The sequence below is a fragment of the Mycobacterium timonense genome, assembly GCF_025821985.1.
Classification (GTDB): Bacteria; Actinomycetota; Actinomycetes; order Mycobacteriales; family Mycobacteriaceae; genus Mycobacterium; species Mycobacterium avium.
Genome location: NZ_JACKSY010000065.1, coordinates 1 through 17,489, shown reverse-complemented (window position 1 = coordinate 17,489; position 17,489 = coordinate 1). Strand labels below are relative to the sequence as shown.

General features: G+C 63.9%; 14 protein-coding genes and 1 pseudogene. 7 read left to right on the top strand and 8 right to left on the bottom strand.

Annotated features, from left to right (window positions below):
* Positions 1-60 precede the first annotated feature (60 nt).
* Genes H7I87_RS15715 through H7I87_RS15705 form a run of 3 tightly spaced genes read left to right on the top strand, consistent with a single transcriptional unit; the run spans position 61 to position 2,083 of the window.
* A complete protein-coding gene (locus H7I87_RS15715; protein WP_009978001.1) occupies positions 61-375 on the top strand; it encodes a putative quinol monooxygenase in 315 nt (104 codons plus the stop codon).
* Positions 375-1,205, top strand: coding sequence for a mycofactocin-coupled SDR family oxidoreductase (locus tag H7I87_RS15710; RefSeq protein WP_009978002.1), 831 nt, complete (start codon positions 375-377; stop codon positions 1,203-1,205). Before H7I87_RS15715 ends, H7I87_RS15710 begins: the two co-directional genes overlap by 1 nt.
* Positions 1,206-1,210: 5 nt before the next feature.
* The gene (locus H7I87_RS15705) at positions 1,211-2,083 is read left to right on the top strand and encodes an SAM-dependent methyltransferase (protein WP_023861132.1); all 873 of its coding nucleotides are present in this window, start codon (positions 1,211-1,213) and stop codon (positions 2,081-2,083) included.
* Between the two features lie 108 nt (positions 2,084-2,191).
* Here the strand turns inward: H7I87_RS15705 and H7I87_RS15700 are convergent, their stop codons facing one another.
* Genes H7I87_RS15700 through thyX form a run of 3 tightly spaced genes read right to left on the bottom strand, consistent with a single transcriptional unit; the run spans position 2,192 to position 5,586 of the window.
* On the bottom strand, positions 2,192-3,868 hold the full coding sequence (locus H7I87_RS15700) for a ribonuclease J (RefSeq protein WP_011725586.1): 1,677 nt from the start codon (positions 3,866-3,868) through the stop codon (positions 2,192-2,194).
* A gap of 19 nt (positions 3,869-3,887) precedes the next feature.
* Positions 3,888-4,790, bottom strand: a complete 903-nt coding sequence (gene dapA / locus H7I87_RS15695) for a 4-hydroxy-tetrahydrodipicolinate synthase (RefSeq protein ID WP_011725587.1) — start codon at positions 4,788-4,790, stop codon at positions 3,888-3,890.
* Between the two features lie 43 nt (positions 4,791-4,833).
* Positions 4,834-5,586 (bottom strand): FAD-dependent thymidylate synthase, encoded by a 753-nt coding sequence (gene thyX, locus H7I87_RS15690; RefSeq protein WP_003878641.1) that lies wholly within the window; start codon positions 5,584-5,586, stop codon positions 4,834-4,836.
* Between the two features lie 201 nt (positions 5,587-5,787).
* Here thyX and H7I87_RS15685 point away from each other — a divergent pair, with 201 nt between their 5' ends.
* The 3 genes and pseudogenes from H7I87_RS15685 to H7I87_RS15675 all read left to right on the top strand — a co-directional run bounded on the left by H7I87_RS15685 (position 5,788) and on the right by H7I87_RS15675 (position 7,207).
* On the top strand, positions 5,788-6,084 hold the full coding sequence (locus H7I87_RS15685) for a hypothetical protein (RefSeq protein WP_076221064.1): 297 nt from the start codon (positions 5,788-5,790) through the stop codon (positions 6,082-6,084).
* Positions 6,085-6,603 (top strand): annotated as a pseudogene (locus tag H7I87_RS15680) (hypothetical protein); the annotation flags it as partial. It lies immediately after the preceding gene.
* A 208-nt stretch (positions 6,604-6,811) separates the two neighbouring features.
* On the top strand, positions 6,812-7,207 hold the full coding sequence (locus tag H7I87_RS15675) for a hypothetical protein (protein ID WP_011725590.1): 396 nt from the start codon (positions 6,812-6,814) through the stop codon (positions 7,205-7,207).
* A gap of 79 nt (positions 7,208-7,286) precedes the next feature.
* Here H7I87_RS15675 and H7I87_RS15670 read toward each other — a convergent pair whose 3' ends face one another.
* The 5 genes from H7I87_RS15670 to H7I87_RS15650 form a co-directional block, all read right to left on the bottom strand.
* On the bottom strand, positions 7,287-10,496 hold the full coding sequence (locus tag H7I87_RS15670; RefSeq protein WP_024636924.1) for a type I restriction endonuclease subunit R: 3,210 nt from the start codon (positions 10,494-10,496) through the stop codon (positions 7,287-7,289).
* Positions 10,493-11,491 (bottom strand): PDDEXK nuclease domain-containing protein, encoded by a 999-nt coding sequence (locus tag H7I87_RS15665; protein WP_244179075.1) that lies wholly within the window; start codon positions 11,489-11,491, stop codon positions 10,493-10,495. Before H7I87_RS15665 ends, H7I87_RS15670 begins: the two co-directional genes overlap by 4 nt.
* A 130-nt stretch (positions 11,492-11,621) precedes the next feature.
* On the bottom strand, positions 11,622-12,800 hold the full coding sequence (locus H7I87_RS15660) for a restriction endonuclease subunit S (RefSeq protein ID WP_076221261.1): 1,179 nt from the start codon (positions 12,798-12,800) through the stop codon (positions 11,622-11,624).
* The gene (locus H7I87_RS15655; protein WP_024637389.1) at positions 12,797-14,422 is read right to left on the bottom strand and encodes a class I SAM-dependent DNA methyltransferase; all 1,626 of its coding nucleotides are present in this window, start codon (positions 14,420-14,422) and stop codon (positions 12,797-12,799) included. Before H7I87_RS15655 ends, H7I87_RS15660 begins: the two co-directional genes overlap by 4 nt.
* 14 nt (positions 14,423-14,436) lie before the next feature.
* A complete protein-coding gene (locus tag H7I87_RS15650; RefSeq protein ID WP_024637390.1) occupies positions 14,437-16,305 on the bottom strand; it encodes a hypothetical protein in 1,869 nt (622 codons plus the stop codon).
* A gap of 173 nt (positions 16,306-16,478) precedes the next feature.
* On the opposite strand from H7I87_RS15650, the gene H7I87_RS15645 reads away from it, so the two are divergent.
* Positions 16,479-17,396 (top strand): hypothetical protein, encoded by a 918-nt coding sequence (locus H7I87_RS15645; protein ID WP_024637391.1) that lies wholly within the window; start codon positions 16,479-16,481, stop codon positions 17,394-17,396.
* The last annotated feature ends 93 nt before the right edge of the window (positions 17,397-17,489 follow it).

The window sequence follows — 17,489 nt, the reverse complement described above, 5'->3', positions numbered from 1 at the left end:
ATCCGGTGCGAGAAGTCGTGCTCGTCACCCCACACCCGGAGCGCCCAGGAGGCCACAAGCATGCCCGTCGTCGTCGTCGCCACCATGACCGTCAAACCGGAATCGGTCGACACCGTCCGCGACATCTTGACTCGTGCGGTCGAAGAGGTGCACGACGAACCCGGTTGTCAGCTGTATTCGCTGCACCAGTCGGGCGAGACGTTCGTGTTCGTCGAGCAGTGGGCCGACGAGGAGGCGCTCAAGACGCACAGCACCGCGCCCGCGATCGGCAAGATGTTCAGCGCGGCCGGCGAGCACCTCGACGGGGCCCCGGACATCAAGATGTTGCAGCCGGTTCCGGCCGGCGACCCGGGCAAGGGACAGTTGCGTCCCTGATGCCCCGCTCGTCGGAAGGGCCCCTGACGGGAAAGGTCGCCTTCATCACCGGCGCGGCGCGCGGTCAGGGGCGCGCGCACGCGGTGCGGCTGGCCGCCGACGGCGCGGACATCATCGCCGTCGACCTGTGTGACCAGATCGCCAGCGTGCCCTACCCGCTGGCCACCCCCGAGGAGCTGGCGGCCACGGTGAAGCTGGTGGAGGACATCGGCTCGCGCATCGTGGCCAGGCAGGCCGACGTGCGCGACCGGGAATCCCTGTCGGCGGCGCTGCAGGCGGGTCTCGACGAGTTCGGCCGCCTGGACATCGTGGTGGCCAACGCCGGCATCGCGCCCATGTCCGCCGGTGACGACGGCTGGCACGACGTGATCGACGTCAACCTCACCGGCGTCTACCACACCATCAAGGTCGCGATCCCGGCCCTGGTCAAACAGGGCACCGGCGGGTCGATCGTGCTGATCAGTTCGAGCGCCGGGCTGGCCGGCGTCGGCAGCGCGGACCCGGGTTCGGTCGGCTACGTCGCCGCCAAGCACGGGGTGGTGGGTTTGATGCGGGTATACGCGAATCTGCTTGCCGGGCAGATGATCCGGGTGAACTCGATCCATCCCTCCGGGGTGGAGACGCCGATGATCAACAACGAGTTCACCCGGGAGTGGCTGGCCAAGATGGCCGCCGCGACCGACACGCCGGGGGCGATGGGCAATGCCATGCCGGTGGAGGTGCTCGCCCCCGAAGACGTCGCCAACGCGGTGGCGTGGTTGGTGTCCGACCAGGCCCGCTACATCACCGGCGTCACCCTGCCGGTGGACGCGGGCTTTTTGAACAAGTAGCGGCCATGGCACGAAATCCGGTAGCGCAGACGGCATTTGGGCCGATGGTGTTGGCGGCGGTGGAGCAGAACGAGCCGCCCGGCCGCCGTTTGGTAGACGACGACTTCGCCGAGCTGTTCCTGCCCGCCCCGCTGCGCTGGCTGGTCGGCGCCACCCGGTTCGCCCCGGTTCGTCACCTGATGATCCGCGGCTCGGAGTTCACCGGTCCCGGGCTGTGGGCGAATCTGGCCTGCCGCAAGCGTTTCATCGCCGACAAGCTCAAGGAGTCGCTCGACGACATCAACGCCGTCGTCATCTTGGGGGCGGGGCTCGACACCCGGGCCTACCTGCTGACCCGGCGGGTGCGCATCCCGGTGTTCGAGGTCGACCTGCCGGTCAACGTCGCCCGCAAATTCAAGACGGTCCGCCGGGTGCTCGGCGAGCTGCCGCTGTCGGTTCGGTTGGTCGCGTTGGACCTCGAGCACGACGACCTGCTCACCGCGCTGGCCGAGCACGGCTACCGCACCGACTACCGGGTGTTCTTCATCTGCGAAGGCGTCACCCAGTACCTCAGCGAGGCCACCGTGCGCCGGACGCTGGACGGGCTGCGCGCGGCCGCCCCGGGCAGCCGGCTGGTGTTCACTTATGTGCGAAGCGATTTCATCGACGGCACTAACCGGTACGGCACCCGCACGCTGTACCGCAACGTGCGCCAGCGGCGCCAGCTGTGGCATTTCGGCTTGCAGCCCGGCGAGGTCGCCGACTTCCTCGCCGAGTACGGCTGGCGGCTGGTGGAGCAGGCCGGACCCGACGAACTCATGCAGCGGTATGTCGTGCCCACCGGCCGCAAACTCAAAGCCTCCCAGCTGGAATGGTCGGCCTACGCGGAGAAGACCTAGCCACCGCGGGCGTTCGCGACACTTAAACCTTGGCGGCGACACGCCGAAAAGCGCCTGCCTGCTTTAAGTTTCGCGGAGCAAGGGAGCCGGGTGCGGAGTGAGCCGGGGCTAGACCTCGATGACGGTGGGGACGATCATCGGCTGTCGGCGGTAGGTTTCGCCCACCCATTTGCCGACGGTGCGCCGCACCCCCTGGGCGATGCGGCTGGGGTCGGTGATGTTCTCGGCCACCAGCGCCTCGAGCTCCTCCTCGACCCGGCGCACCGCGGGCTCGAGCGCCTTGGGGTCCTCGGAGAAGCCGCGCGAATGCAGATGCGGTGGCGCCACCGGACGCCCGGTGCCGCGCTGCACCACCACCGTCACCGCCACGAAACCCGACGACAGAATCAGCCGCTCCCCCAACGTGATGTCGCCGACGTCGCCGTCGACCAGGCCGTCGACGAACATCTTGCCGACCGGCACCGCCCCGGAGATCGAGGCCCTGCCCGCGACCAGGTCGACGCTCACCCCGTTCTCGGCCAGCAGGATCGACTCCTCCGGCACGCCGGTGCGGGCCGCCAGCTTGGAGTTGGCCCGCAGCATCCGCCACGTCCCGTGCACCGGCATCACGTGGCGCGGCCGGACGCCGTTGTAGAGGAACAACAGCTCACCGGCGTAGGCGTGGCCCGAAACATGAACGCGCGCTTGGGCGTTGGTGACCACCCGGGCGCCGATCTTGGCGAGCTCGTCGATCACGCCGTAGACCGCCTCCTCGTTGCCCGGGATCAGCGACGAGGCCAGCACCACAAGGTCGCCCGCGGTCAACGTGATGCTGCGGTGCTCGCCGCGCGACATCCGCGACAGCGCCGACATCGGCTCGCCCTGGGTGCCGGTGGTGATCAGCACCACCCGCTCCGGCGGCATCAGCTCGGCGGCGCCGATGTCGATCACGTCGGCGTCGGCCACCCGCAGGAATCCGAGTTCGCGGGCGATGCCCATGTTGCGCACCATCGACCGGCCAACGAACGACACCCGCCGGCCCAATGCCACTGCGGCATCGATGATCTGCTGAACCCGGTCCACGTTGGAGGCGAAGCAGGCCACGATGACGCGGCCCTCGGCGCCGCGGATCAGCCGGTGCAGGGTCGGGCCGACTTCGCTTTCCGAGGGGCCGACGCCGGGCAGCTCGGCGTTGGTCGAATCGCACAGGAACAGATCGACCCCGGCGTCACCGAGCCGCGACATGCCGGGCAGATCGGTGGGCCGGCCGTCCAGGGGAAGCTGGTCGAGCTTGATGTCGCCGGTGTGCAAAACCGTTCCGGCGCCAGTGTGTACGGCGATCGCCAGCGCGTCGGGGATGGAGTGGTTGACGGCGAAGTATTCGCATTCGAACACGCCGTGGGTGCTCTTGCGCCCCTCGGACACCTCGACGAACACCGGCTTGAGCCGGTGTTCGCGGCACTTGGCGGCGACCAGGGCCAGGGTGAATTTCGAACCGACGACCGGGATGTCGGGCCGCAGCTTGAGCAGGTAGGGAATGCCGCCGATGTGGTCCTCGTGCGCGTGGGTGAGCACCAGCGCCTCGATGTCGTCGAGCCGGTCTTCGATGTGCCGCAGGTCCGGCAGGATCAGATCGACGCCGGGCTCGTCGTGGGTGGGAAACATCACCCCGCAGTCGATGATCAACAGCCGGCCCAGGTGCTCGAAAACCGTCATGTTGCGGCCGATTTCGCTGATGCCGCCCAGCGCGGTGACCCGCAACCCCCCGGCGGCCAGCGGGCCAGGCGGGGCGAGGTCTACATCCACTGCTCGGACGCTCCCCGGGTCACCTGAGCACCGAGGCCGCACGCATGTCGGCGGTCAACGCCTCGATCTGCTCGGGCGTCGCCGGCACCTGCGGCAGTCGCGGGTCGCCGACGTCGATGCCCTGCAGCCGCAGCCCCGCTTTCGACATCGTCACCCCGCCCAGGCGGGCCATCGCGTCGCACAGCGGCGCGACGGTCGCGTTGATCTTGCGGGCGGTGGCGATGTCCCCGGAAGTGAAGGCGGACAACAACTCCCGTAGCTGATTGGCGGCGACGTGCGAGATTACGCTGATGAAGCCGGTGGCGCCCATGGCCAGCCACGGCAGGTTCAGCGCGTCGTCTCCGGAGTAGTAGGCCAGTCCGGTCTCGGCGATGATCTGGCCGCCGGCGTGCAGGTCGGCCTTGGCGTCCTTGACGCCGACGATGTTGGGGTGCGACGCCAGCGCGCGGATGGTGCTCGACTCGATGGGCACCACCGAGCGTCCGGGAATGTCGTAGAGCAGCACCGGCAGTTCGGTCGCGTCGGCGACGGCGGTGAAATGCGCGATCAGCCCGCGCTGCGGGGGCTTGGAGTAGTAGGGCGTGACCACCAGCAGCCCGTGCGCGCCCTCGGCCGCGCAGGCCTTGGCCAGCCGGACGCTGTGCGCGGTGTCGTAGGTGCCGGCGCCGGCGATGACGCGGGCCCGGTCGCCGACCGCCTCGAGCACGACCCGCAGCAGCTCGCGCTTCTCGTCGTCGGTGGTGGTCGGGGATTCGCCGGTGGTTCCGGACACCACCAGCCCGTCACAGCCGGAGTCGACGAGATGATTGGCCAGCCGCGCGGCGGCGGCGGTGTCCAGCGAGCCGTCGGCCGCGAACGGCGTGACCATCGCGGTCAGCACGGTTCCCAACCGCGCTGGGGCGTCGAATCCGACCGTGCTCACGCTGTTCAGGTTACCTGGCGGGGGCAAGGGGTTTCGTGACCGCTCAGGCCTCGGTGGCCAGCGGGCTGGTGGCGACCTCGGTGCCGTCGGCCAGCGTGGCGATCTCGAAGTCGGCGAACACCGCGGGCGCGACGTCCGCCAGCCGGCGCAGGCACTCGATGGCCAGCCGCCGGATCTCCACGTCGGCGTGCTCGCTGGCCCGCATGGCGATGAAGTGGCGCCAGGCGCGGTAGTTGCCGGTGACGACGATGCGGGTTTCGGTCGCGTTGGGCAGCACCGCGCGGGCGGCCTGGCGGGCCTGTTTGCGCCGCAGTACGGCGCTGGGTTGGTCGGCGAACTTGGCCTCCAGCCTGGCCAGCAGCTCGGTGTAGGTGGCCCGGCTGGCGTCGGCGGCCGCGGCCAGGATCTGCTGCAGCTCGGGATCGTCGTCCAGGCCCGGCGGCACGACGACGCGGGAGTCGTTTTCGGGCACGTAGCGCTGGGAGAGCTGGGAATAGGAGAAGTGCCGGTGCCGGATCAGCTCGTGGGTGCAGGACCGGGAGATGCCGGTGATGTAGAACGACACGCTCGCGTGTTCGAGCACCGAGAAGTGGCCGACGTCGATGATGTGCTTGATGTAGCCGGCGTTGGTCGCGGTTTTGGGGTTGGGTTTCGACCAGCTCTGGTAGCAGGCCCGCCCGGCGAACTCGACCAGCGCGGGGCCGCCGTCGGCGTCGGTGCTCCACGGCACGTCCGGGGGCGCCAGGAAGTCGGTCTTGGCGATCAGTTGCACGCGCAGCGGCGCGATCTCGGCCACGGGCAATCACCTTAGCCCGGCGAGTCCGCCCTGATGGCGCCGAGTCTGCGCCAAGCGCGTGGATCGGGCCCGAAGGGGCGCGCTGAGCGCAGTTTCGGCGCTAGCGGGCCACCGCGCGGCCACCTGGGCTTGACAAACGTGCCGAGCAAGCTCGGAACAGCGAATAGCGTCCATGCAGACTAGCGGCATAAACTCGTGCAGGTGGGATCGGACGAACTGCAGGTCGTACTTGATCAGCTAAGAGCTGCGGCCGGTCAATGGCAGGGTTTGAGCGCCCAACTTGCGGAGGTAGCGCCGCCATCGCCGGGGCAGCCGTTCCAAGCCACCACGGCGGCGGTGAGTGGCGTCAATGCAGCAATCGCCGTCGCTAGGGCGGCATTTGCCAGCCGAATTCAGGCTGAGGCTGCCAGGGTTACTTCGGCGGCTGCAGATTACGCGAATCAAGAGGCGACTGGGGCGGGTGAGATGGCTGCTGTGACGCGGGTGGCAGTGGTGTAGATGCCGGTCACATTGTCGCAGGTTCGAGCATGGACCACCGAGCACTTGGTCAATGCGGCCAGCTACTGGAGTAAGACCGCCGATCAGTGGGAGGACGTTTTTCTTCAGATGCGAAACCAGTCCTATTCCATCACGTGGAAAGGCGCTGGGGGTGACGGGCTTCGGCAACGAACCGGCGCGGACCTGTCCGTAGTCAGCGGCAAAGCCGACCAGTTGCGTAAGGCAGCCGGGATTGCGCGTAATGGTGCCAGCGACATCGGCGCGGCCCAACGAAGAGTCCTGTATGCCGTCGAAGACGCCCAGAACGCGGGGTTCACTGTCGGGGAAGACCTTTCGGTCACTGATACGCGCAGTAGCACCACACCCGCAGACCACGCGGCTCGCCAAGCACGAGCAGAAGCATTCGCTGGTGACATCCGCGCTCGTGCCGAACAACTAGAGGGCGTAGACCGTAAGGTTGCGCGTGAGTTGACCACCACCACGGCTGATCTGGGAACAGTGGGCACTGTTGCGAGCAGCGGGCGAGATGACGTGCAGCCAGTGGACGCAGTCGCGGGCTTGCCACCCGATATCCCAGACCGCATTCATGTTGTGTGTATCGAGCACGCCAGGGGGATGCCGTGGGAATTCGAGTGTCTGGTGGCATACCCGGATGGGACGACGGACATCTACCACACCGATGAGGACGAGTCGGGGATATTTCCCTGATGGACAGCGGGAGTAATCGATGACCACAGCCGACGAGGACGACGTCAAGCGGTGGGCATTCCGTGTCCAGCCGCAAACTGAACAACGCAACGCAGGCTGGCAGGCGTCGTATCCGGGTACTGATTGGTCGGTGTCGGCGCCCACCGAGGACGAAGCGCGGCAGCGGCTACAAGAAGAGGTTGAGCGCCGGCGCGCGGCCGGCGAGGACCCGTTTGCGGCTATTTACCGCAGACATTTGCGCGAGACCATCCCTGGTGTTTACGCCATGGACAACGCGCTGTACCGCGAGATTGCACGCAAATCCGGGTATGACCAGAACGCGCTTCAGCAGGTGTTCGAGGAAGCCGAGCGTCGCCGTGCTCTCGGTAAACCGTATACCAAAGTCGAGTACCAGGCGGAGCACCCCGACGGTTAATTGACGTCGCAGCACCGCTTTTGCGCAGACGAACGGGGCATTTCTGTGTTCTTCGGCCTCGCATCCACGAATTAGCCGATCACTCACAGTCCTCCCCCTTTGCCATGCGGCCCGCCCGCTCGGCGTATTCCGGCGCCAGCGCCTCCATCTGCTCGATCACCAACTTGATCGCTTCCGGCTGCTTGTCTGGCGGGTACCGATACTTCACCAGCAACCGCTTGATCGACGACCGTAACTTTGCGCGCACGTCGTCACGTACTGTCCAGTCGGTCTTTGTGTCGCGCTGCATCACGCCAACTAGCTCGCGCGCGATCTGGGCAAGCACGTCCTCTCCCTGCAGCTCGACCGCCGATTCGTTCTGCGCCACGGCGTCGTAGAAGGCCAGCTCGTCATTCGAGAGTGGCGGAGTGAAGTGCTTGCCCCGATCACTCTCAGCAGCAACATCTTTCGCCATCGCAATCAATTCCGCGATTACCTCGGCGGAGGTGAGCTGTTGGTTGGTGTAGCGACGCATCAGATCGGAAATCCGATCTGAGAACGCGCGTTGCCGCACCACATTGTTCTTCGTAGCCGCCGCAAGCTCCTTGGTCAGCACCGCGCGCAATGCCTCGATCGCCAGGTGCGGGTGTGCCGCGGCCTTAGCCTTAGCCTCATAGTCCGGCCCGAGCTCGGACAGAGACGGTTTGGGCAGGCCGGCCGCATCGTAGATGTCAACGATCTCACCCGACGCAGTCGATTCTGCGACGAGACTTGACAACAACCGTTTAATGTCGTCGGGAATGGGCTTGCCCTCCGCCTGGCGTTGCTGGGCATCGAACTTGCCCATCCAGACCCGGACCTGTTCGTAGAACTTGACCGTCGGCCGTAACGTGTCCAGGGTTTCGTTCCCCACGCAGAGCGACCACGCCCGCGCAAGGTGGTTGGCCTGATTTCGGAATCGGTCTCCGAGGGTCGGCTCGCCCTCCGGTACCTGGTTACCCGGGGTGGATGGCGAGCGCAGGTACGCGGTGAGGCCGATCGCGGCCTTCATCCATCCGTGCTTCGATGCATCGACTTTCGAGCGCCAGTCGTAGCCTGCGCACAGCTCATCGAGCTGGGCAACAAGTTTCCGAGTGACCTCGACCGCCGCGTCGATGTCCTTGCCGACGGGCTTGGTGTTGCGGTCGGTCTCGGTGTATTCGGCTAGGGCCGCGGCGAGGTTCTCGGCCAACGGCGCATAGGCCACCAGCAGCCCAGAAGGCTTGCCCCGGAACGTCCGGTTGACCCGGGCCAGTGTCTGCATCAGCAATGCACCCTTGAGCGGCCGGTCGAGGTAGAGGGTGTGCAAGGGCGGCGCATCGAAGCCGGTAAGCATCATGTCCTTGACGATGACGATCTGCAGCTCGTCCTCGGCGTCACGCAGCCGCTTCTGAATCGCCTTGTTCTGGCTTTCCCGGCGCACATGTTTGGCGACGACGCCTTGGTCTTGCGGAGAACCGGAATAGACGACCTTGATCACGCCTTTGTCGATGGAATCGTCGTGCCAGTCCGGTCGCAGCTTGATGATCTCCTCGTACAGCTGTGCACAAATCTCACGAGTGGCGCCGACAATGAACGCCTTGCCTGGCGAGGAGATGAATTTGCGCATTTCCTCGGACCGCGCTTCCCAGTGGTTGACGATGTCCTCGGCCAGCGCCGTGAGCCGCTCGGGCGCCCCGTAAATGGCGTTGATGACCGCCACCGACTTTTCGATCTGGGCGCGTTCCACGTCGTCGAGTCCGAGGGTTGCCTCGTCGACTGCATGGTCGAGGTCGTCTTCGCTGAAGTCCTTCGACCAGCCGACTTTGGCCAGTCGAGGTTGGAAATACACTGGTACGGTGGCGTTGTCAGTGACAGCCCGCGTGAGGTCATAGACGTCGATATCCTTCCCGAACACTTCCCGAGTGTTCCGGTCGGCGAACGAGATCGGCGTGCCGGTGAACGCGATGAACACGGCGTTCGGCAAGGCGTCGCGGATGTGGCGTGCATAGCCGTCGAGGTTGTCGTAGTGGCTGCGGTGAGCCTCGTCGACAATGACGACGATGTTGCGGCGGTCGGTCAGCAGTGGGTGATCCGCGCCGGATTCACGTTCCTCCTTAGTCAGGCCAAACTTCTGCAGCGTGGTGAAGTAAATGCCGCCGGTGGTTCGGTTGGAGAGCTCGTCGCGCAGGTCCGCGCGCTTGGTTACTTTCTTTGGCGACTCGCCAAGGAGGCGTGAGCGATTGAAGGTCTCGAAGAGCTGGGTGTCGAGCTCCTTGCGGTCGGTGACGACGACGATAGTCGGGTTTTTGAGCTTGGGCTGTTTGGCGACCAAGTGCGCGTACAGCTCCATCTCCATCGACTTGCCGGAGCCTTGGGTGTGCCAGACGACACCGGCCTTGCCATTGCTTTCTGCGGCTTCGACCGTCTTCCACACGGCTTTGGTGACAGCAAAGTACTGGTGCGGCTTTGCGATTCGCTTGGCCAGCCCATCGCCATCTTCGTCGAACGCGGTGAAGTTGCGCAGCAGCTGCAAGAACCGCTCGGTATTGAACAGTCCATCGATGAGGGTTTCAAGCTCCACCGCAATGTTCTCGTCGTGGGTCGGGTCGCCGAACTGCACCAGCCGACCGTCGTCATCGACATTCCATGGCGCGAAGTGCTCTAGTGGTGTGAAAGGTGTTCCGTATCGGGCAGTGATGCCGTCACTGATGACAGTCAGCACTGCGAAGCGGAAGGCCATCGGGAACTCCCGCAGGTAGGTCCGCAGTTGCGCGTGGGCCGCAGCGATGTCGGCATGAACTGAGCCGGCCTGCTTGAGCTCGAAGATCGCGACTGGCATGCCGTTGAGGTACAGCACCACGTCGAAGCGCCGCTGGTGCTCGGTGGTACGGACCGTAACCTGTTGCACTGCAAGGAATTCGTTGTCCTCGGGTCGGTGGCTGACCAGACGGATGGTCGGGTTCTGCTCGATGCCATCTGCATCGATGTAACTGATGCCGCGGTAGCCCTCGACAAGGATCTTGTGTATCCGGTAGTTTTCGGCGATCGCATCCTGGGATTGCGGCTGGATGATGGCGGCACGCGCCTGGTCGAGGTATTCGCCCGGGACGTGGGGATTGAGTTCGCGCATCTTGGCGAGCATGCGGTCAGGTAAGACAATGTCATCCCACGACCGCCGGCCATCCTCGACGCCGGGAGCGATCTGTGTTCCGGTGAGCTTTTGCCATTCGCGTTCGCCGAGTGTGTCCAGCGCGAGTTGTTCCCAGTCGGCTTCCCTGAATCCGGTCATTGGTCTTCTCCTTCGTGCGCGACGCGACCGGACTCGTCCGCCAGCTCGGCTTCGAGTTCTTCGACTGTGGGCAGGCTGGATTCGAGTTCGGCGGGCAGGCTTTCGGTGATGGCGGTCTTCCATTCCGCGACACCGATCGGCGCGGTGTAACCCCGGAGGGCATACTCTGCGACGACGTTGTTCTTTGTTTTGCACAACAGCAGCCCTATGGTCGGCTTGTCGTCGCGATGCCGCAGCAGGTCGTCGACCGCAGCCATGTAGGTGCCGAGTTGACTCAGGTAACTGGGATCGAAGTCGCCGACTTTGAGTTCGATCACCACGAAGCAGCGAAGCTTCAAGTGGTAGAAGAGCAGATCGGTGTAGAAGTCGGTGTCTCCGATTTCGAGGTGGACCTGCTTTCCAACGAAGGCGAACCCTTGCCCGAGTTCGAGCAGGAAGTGTTCGACGTGGTCGATCAGTGCGCGTTCGAGGTCACGCTCACGGCGGATGTCGGCAGTGCCGACGAAGTCGAACAGGTAAGGGTCGCGGGTCGACTGCTGCGCCAGGTCGGAGTCGGGCGGGGGGATGGTGCGGGTGAAGTTGGTGATGGCTCGGCCAGCGCGTTCGTGGAACCTCCCTTCGATGTGGTGAACCAGGACGTCGCGGCTCCATCCCTGCTCGACGGCAGCCTGGGCATACCAAAGGCGCAGTTCAAGGCTGTTGAGCTTCTCCAGCAGCGCGATGTGGTGACGCCACGGCAATTGTGCAATGGAGCGTTGCACAATTTCCTTCTCCGGCCAGGCCGCGGCGAAGGCGCGCATGTACTTGAGGTTGCGCGGCGAGAACCCGGAGGTGCCCGGAAAGTGCTCCCGTAGGTCGGCAGCCAGGCGGTCGATGACACGCGCGCCCCAACCTTCGGCATGCTGGCGGCCCAGGATCGCAGCGCCCACCGCCCAGTAGGTGCTGATGAGTTGTTGGTTGGCGGCCGATACCGCGCGTTGGCGCCCGGTTTGCACGCACTCGACAACTGCGTCCAGCAGTTCGGGGTACCAATCGGGTACGGCGGACCGCGCCGGTGGCACCGGGAATCGAGCGTCGGCCTTGGCCCGCTCGTCGTACTCGCTCATAAGTCGTTCTCCGCGATGCTCACAGCACTTCATTTACGGCTGACTCGGTATCCTTCACGCGGACCTTGCCGGACATGAGGAGCGGGAGTAGTTCGTCGCGGGTTCGGGCGAGCACATTATTCTCATCCGAAACTGACCTAGTGACCGCGGAAAAGTTCTCAGCCACTTCATCAAATCGCGCTGATTCCAATGGGATTCGAAGGACCAGCTTCTTCAGGTTTCCCATGCTGATCTTTGGCTGAACGGCACCCGTTACGAGGTGTGTCACGTTTGATCGCGAAAGCGCGCATCGAAGGGTCTCCGTAGCAATGCCATTGCCAGTTAAGACATGGGCATGATTGTTCACCCAGGAAGGACCCCAGATGTATTGGACGACAGGGCTTCCAAAGTCGTTCACAACAGAGCCGTCTTCACCAACGAGTACCAACGTTTGATCAAACAGCGCCTCGTTGACAAAGTCCAACCTGCCTGCAGCGCCGTAGTACGGGATATTGCCCTGGCGCGCTTCCCGTTCACGACTCGAGAGAGGAATGCGCCGGTGATTATGAAAGGTCGCCAGTTCCTCGAGAGGCAGAGCTTGATGACCTGCTTGCAGAGCGCCTTCATACTCCGCGGTCAGTAATCCATCGATTCGTGTGAGGACACGTTCGTTCGCAGCGATCTTGTCATCGAGAGCGACTAACACTTCCGCGATTGCTCGCTGTTCGGCCGGCCTTGGCCAAGGGACTTGTAGCTTCTTGACGGTGGCGACCGGCTGTGCAAGGCCAGGTACCCCAACGGTCGATACATTGGACAAAATCGAATGCTGGCCCTGCGGACCGGCAAACCAATAGTAGTAGAACTCAGGCACTGCCTTCGTTGGATCCAGCCGGACTTTGACGTGACTTGTCGAGGCGACATAACGCTTGAACCGTGATGAGCGGGGGATCATTGAAACTTGGCCAACAGTGCCACGATGGGTAACGACGAGATCGCCCGGCCGCATCTCAGCACCTGGCATCTTGGCCGCCAATTCGTAGTCGATAAACACAAAGTCGGCGTCGTGGAAGACTCCTTTCGACAGGTTGACGCCCCTGACGACTGGCACACCGTGATCTCGGTAGTCCTCCTTAAAAATTGCAGACCCGTACGGCTTCGAGATCGCGCTCCGTTCGTCCGCTGCCAGGTCTCCCAACGAGACCCAATGCCAGCTACTCATGACAGCTTCTCCAGTTGCTCGCGGACAACCTCCTGACACCGCGCCGAGTCGTCGAACGCCTTCAACAGCTCCTTCGTCAGCCGCGCGATCTTGTCGTCGATGGGCTCACCGTCATCCTCGGCCTCGTGCGCCCCGACGTACCGCCCCGGCGCCAGCGCATAGCCAGCCGCCTTGATCTGTTCCAACGTTGCCGACTTGCAGAAACCTGGAACATCCTCGTAGGTAAGCCCTTTCGCACCAGCGGACTGCGAGCCCCGCCAAGCGTGATAGGTGTCCCCGATACGGACAATCTCCTCGTTCGTCAACGCACGCTCGGCACGGTCCACCATGTAGCCCATCTCGCGGGCGTCGATGAACAGCACTTGTCCCGCGCGGTCGATGGAACCCTGCTTACCCGCCGTCTTGTCCTTGGCGAAAAACCACAGGCACACCGGGATCCCCGTGCTACGGAACAGTTGCGTCGGCAGCGCAACCATGCAGGACACCAGATCAGCTTCAACGATCTGTGCGCGAATCTCCCCTTCCCCGTTGGAGTTCGAGGACATCGAGCCGTTGGCCATCACCACGCCGGCCTTACCGCCTGGTGCCAGCTTGGACAGGATGTGTTGAATCCAGGCGTAGTTGGCGTTATTGGCCGGCGGGACACCGAACCGCCAGCGCGGATCTTCCTCATTGCGGGACCAATGCTTGATATTGAACGGCGGATTGGCCATCACGTAGTCCATCTGCACATCCGCGTGCTGGTCGCGGGCAAAGGTGTCACCCCACCGTGGGCCGAGGCCTTTGTTGTCAATGCCATGAATGGCGAGGTTCATTTTCGCCATCCGCCAGGTTTCCTCGATGCTCTCCTGCCCGTAGATCGAGATGTCCTTCGGATCGCCGTCGTGCTCGTAGATGAACTTCTCCGTCTGCACGAACATGCCGCCCGACCCGCAGCACGGGTCATACACTCGACCCTTCGACGGTTCGAGCACCTCGACGATCACTTTGACCACGCTGGGCGGAGTGAAGAACTCGCCTCCCCTTTTACCTTCTGCGCGAGCGAAATTCCCGAGGAAATACTCGTAAACCTCACCCATCAGATCGCGGGCGCGATGTTCGCCTTGGCGACTAAACCGGGCGCTGTTGAACAAATCGATCAGCTCACCGAGCCGACGCTGGTCGATGTTGTCCTTGTTGTACAACCGGGGCAGCGTTCCAGCCAGTGTCGGGTTAGCCTTCATGACCGCATCCATCGCCTCGTCGATGAGCTGACCGACGTTCTTTGCGGGTTCACCACCAACTGCCGGCTTGCCTTTCGCGTTCTCCGCCAGGAACTTCCAGCGCGCATTTGGGGGCACCACGAAGACCCCGTAACCGTGATATTCCTCCGGATCGTCGATCAAGTCTTCGATCTGCGACTCATCCATCCCGTCGGCAGCGAGATCCGCCCGAATCGCTTCTCGCCGTTCGTCGTACGCGTCCGACACATACTTCAAGAACACCAACCCGAGGATCACATCCTTGTACTGGCTGGCTGAAAGCGATCCACGCAGCTTGTCGGCGGCCTTCCAGAGCGTGTCCTTGAGCTCTTTCATGGTCGACGGCGCTTGCGGTTCCACGGGCTTCTTCCTTGGAGGCATTGGAGAATTCCTTCCTATCTCGCAGCCACGGCAACACCGGGTGTCGTTGGTTGAGCATCGAGCGTGAGGGCACCGGCGGCGACCCCATTAATCAGCACTGTCTTCAGATCCCTTGCCGCATCGGCTCGTCGGCGCGCTTCGCGTTCGAACTCATCGGCCCGCATCAGGGCCTCTTCCAGTCGCACAGTCTCATCTCGCCGCATCGCCGGAACCGTCCAAGTCTTCCATTCGCTTCCGACAGCAGCCATTTCGTTGATCACCGTTGCCAACATCATCGGGCCAATTTCCGCCGACTCCTGCAGCCGGATAATCCGCGCCGGTGAAGCGACCATCGCCCCGCCAACCGGGTCAACCCACGCCCGGGGGCGCGGCTTCTCAATGAAGATCACGTCGCCCGGGTCGGTACGGGCCGCGCGAGGATACTTGCGCGCCGCGTCGATCGGGTCGAGCGCGATCCGCCCTACTATTTCGGCTGGCAATACTTGGACCGTCCCATCGGGCGAAGCATCACCAACGTCGATTCGACTGCCGCGCTTGACAATCAAATGCTTACGCTCCTGAAGCTCACCGAGCGAGCGGTACAGCAATCGGAAGCGCCCAGGCGATGGCTCCACCAGGACATCCAACGGCTCCAGCGGCGATGTCGTCGTCAATGTTGCGGCATGCACGCGGTCGAGGTGTTCCGTCGGATCTGCTTCACGCAACGTCGGTGCGCGCACGCCACGCGGTACTACGGAGCCCGCGGCGAGCACGCTAGCCAACTCGATACGGCGCGCATACCGGAACGCGCGATCCTCGGTCTGAGCTAACGCCCCGGCGACGTCAGCGGCAATATCGCTGCGTTCGAGATGGTCAATGGCGCCAAGATCGGCAATCCAGGGGCGCTGTGCGTTCGCGCCTCCCAGGCATATCCACATTGCGAGGCTCTGGCGGTGCGCCTCGCGCCATAGCCCGCGTGGGAGTCGGATTGCCGCAACTAGATTGCCAACCCGCAAGGTCCTTGCCCGACGTTGCTGCAGGGTTCCCGCCAGCTCGTCGGACAATGCCGCGGCAGGACCAAGCAGCACCGCTACGTCACCTTCGTCCAACGCGACAACAACTTCATCAGCGCGGTCAAGCGCATCGCCAATGTCCAGGCCAACAAGTGATGACACTGAAATGTGTGTTCGCACGGTCGATTCATTGACGGTGATGCCGCGGATCATCGCTCTGCGACGAAGTGCGCGGTCGTCGGACACAATCCCGAGTTCACATGCCGCCGCGATGTCAAGCGCCACCGCGTCGTCGGCGCGCATCACAACAGGCTCTCGCTCAAGGTACGTGGCCGCCGCGTCGACAATCCAGCCGAGCAACTGAACCGCTTCATCGGTGAGCTCACGCGCACCCAGCGCACGCTTCAGGCGTCCTTGCTCAAGGCGCGCCAGCGCATCGGGTGAACCGAACGACGCCTCCACCAGATCGTCGACGTAGTTGAGCGTGGACTCCGGAGCCTGCAAGCCGCGGATCTCATGTAACAGCGACAGGTCATCCGGATCGAACTCCTCAGCCCGTCGAACGCGGTGCGGCAGCGATGTGCCGGCGAGTTCTTCCCCCGTGAGTACATGCCAACACAGCAGCGTGACGACATCCTCGAGGGCCACGCCGTCGGGTACCGCGACCGCGGGTGCATCGTCGCTGTGTTCGCGGTTGTTGCCCCGGCCTGTGCGTGTCAACCAGTCGACCACCTCATCGCGAGCGAACCGCGCGACACCATCGACGGTCTCCACCGGCTCCGGAAACGGAATCGACACACCGCGCACAATTGGGCGCTTTCGCCACATGCTGACGACAGGCCGGCGTACCTTTGCAAGGTCCGCCACGTCCTGCAGCGTCAGCGTGTTCACGGGACTCCTTCCGGGTCACCCCAGAACGTAAACCCCGCGACCTATGTTGGCAATGATTATCACTGATAAGCGGGCTTATCACTATATTTGTTTGACCCGAGATCCCACTGGCCGTCATCCTCTCGTTCATCGCGCTTCCGCATTCGCGAGGGCCCTGAACCGAGGAGGCAGACATGCCACAGGAATACCGACACGCTCATCTCGACGGCAGCTTGACCGCTGTCGAGATCGAACAACTCACAGTGCGCGATAAGGACGTTGTGCGCGAAGCTCAACGCTGGACGGACGGTGAACGGGGCAAAATCGTCGACGACCCTGACGTCCTCGCCGATGCTGATCTGACCGCTTTTGTCACCGAAGCCATCAAGATCGGCGCGCACGCGCTGTCAGCAACCGGCCAGGCCCAAGACGCTCGAGTGCTGGAACGAATGATGAAGGAAGTCGGCGAGAAGGCCGCCGACACCAGTGCGAAGGCAGCTGAGGTCACCGAACGCGCGGTGAAGTCCGCGTCGGACGCGGTCGGCAAGGCCGCGGAGAACGCCAAGAAGGCGATCACCGATGCCGACAAGGCCACCCGAAGGGAGCTCCAGGAGTCGACCAAGGCCGCGGTGGCCGAAGTCCGCCGCCTCTTCGGGGGTCAGAATCCCGAGGTGGTGGAGCGACTGATGCCGGTGCTCGAGAAGTTCGGCGCCGATTTGGACGCCAAAGCGAAGTCGACGTTCAGCGAGTTGCACGCCAAAGCAGTCAAGCAGCTCGACCCCAGCGACCCGACCTCACCGATGGCTAAAGTCGCTGTCGAGCTGACCACCCACCAGCGGCAGCTGTCGGAGCGGATCGACCAGAACCACAGTGTGCTGACCGAGCGGATCAATGAGCTTGCCACCGCACTCAAAGTGCGGGAAGCGCGAAACGCGATCACGCGGCGCACACCTAAGAAGGGCGTTGAGTTCGAGGACGCGATGACCTCCTGGCTGTTGGAGATCGCGGCCGGCCTGGGCGATGAGTACAGCGATACCCGCAACAAGGTGGGAGTGGTCTCGCGCTGCCAAAAGGGCGATGGAGGGGAGCGTCCCGGGGAGTGGTGTAAGTGATGGCGGCGTGTCGGTCCCTGACGTAAGAGGGCCATCGCGTGAGTCTCTGTGGTGAAACGACCAAGAATCACTACCGAGAGGAACATCGCGATG

What these genes read in the sequence shown, in the direction of transcription:
- H7I87_RS15715 (WP_009978001.1), top strand. Translation starts at nt 61, where the DNA reads ATGCCCGTCGTCGTCGTCGCCACCATGACCGTCAAACCGGAATCGGTC.
- H7I87_RS15710 (WP_009978002.1), top strand. Translation starts at nt 375, where the DNA reads ATGCCCCGCTCGTCGGAAGGGCCCCTGACGGGAAAGGTCGCCTTCATC.
- H7I87_RS15705 (WP_023861132.1), top strand. Translation starts at nt 1,211, where the DNA reads ATGGCACGAAATCCGGTAGCGCAGACGGCATTTGGGCCGATGGTGTTG.
- H7I87_RS15675 (WP_011725590.1), top strand. Translation starts at nt 6,812, where the DNA reads ATGACCACAGCCGACGAGGACGACGTCAAGCGGTGGGCATTCCGTGTC.
- H7I87_RS15670 (WP_024636924.1), bottom strand. Translation starts at nt 10,496, where the DNA reads ATGACCGGATTCAGGGAAGCCGACTGGGAACAACTCGCGCTGGACACA.
- H7I87_RS15660 (WP_076221261.1), bottom strand. Translation starts at nt 12,800, where the DNA reads ATGAGTAGCTGGCATTGGGTCTCGTTGGGAGACCTGGCAGCGGACGAA.
- H7I87_RS15655 (WP_024637389.1), bottom strand. Translation starts at nt 14,422, where the DNA reads ATGCCTCCAAGGAAGAAGCCCGTGGAACCGCAAGCGCCGTCGACCATG.
- H7I87_RS15645 (WP_024637391.1), top strand. Translation starts at nt 16,479, where the DNA reads ATGCCACAGGAATACCGACACGCTCATCTCGACGGCAGCTTGACCGCT.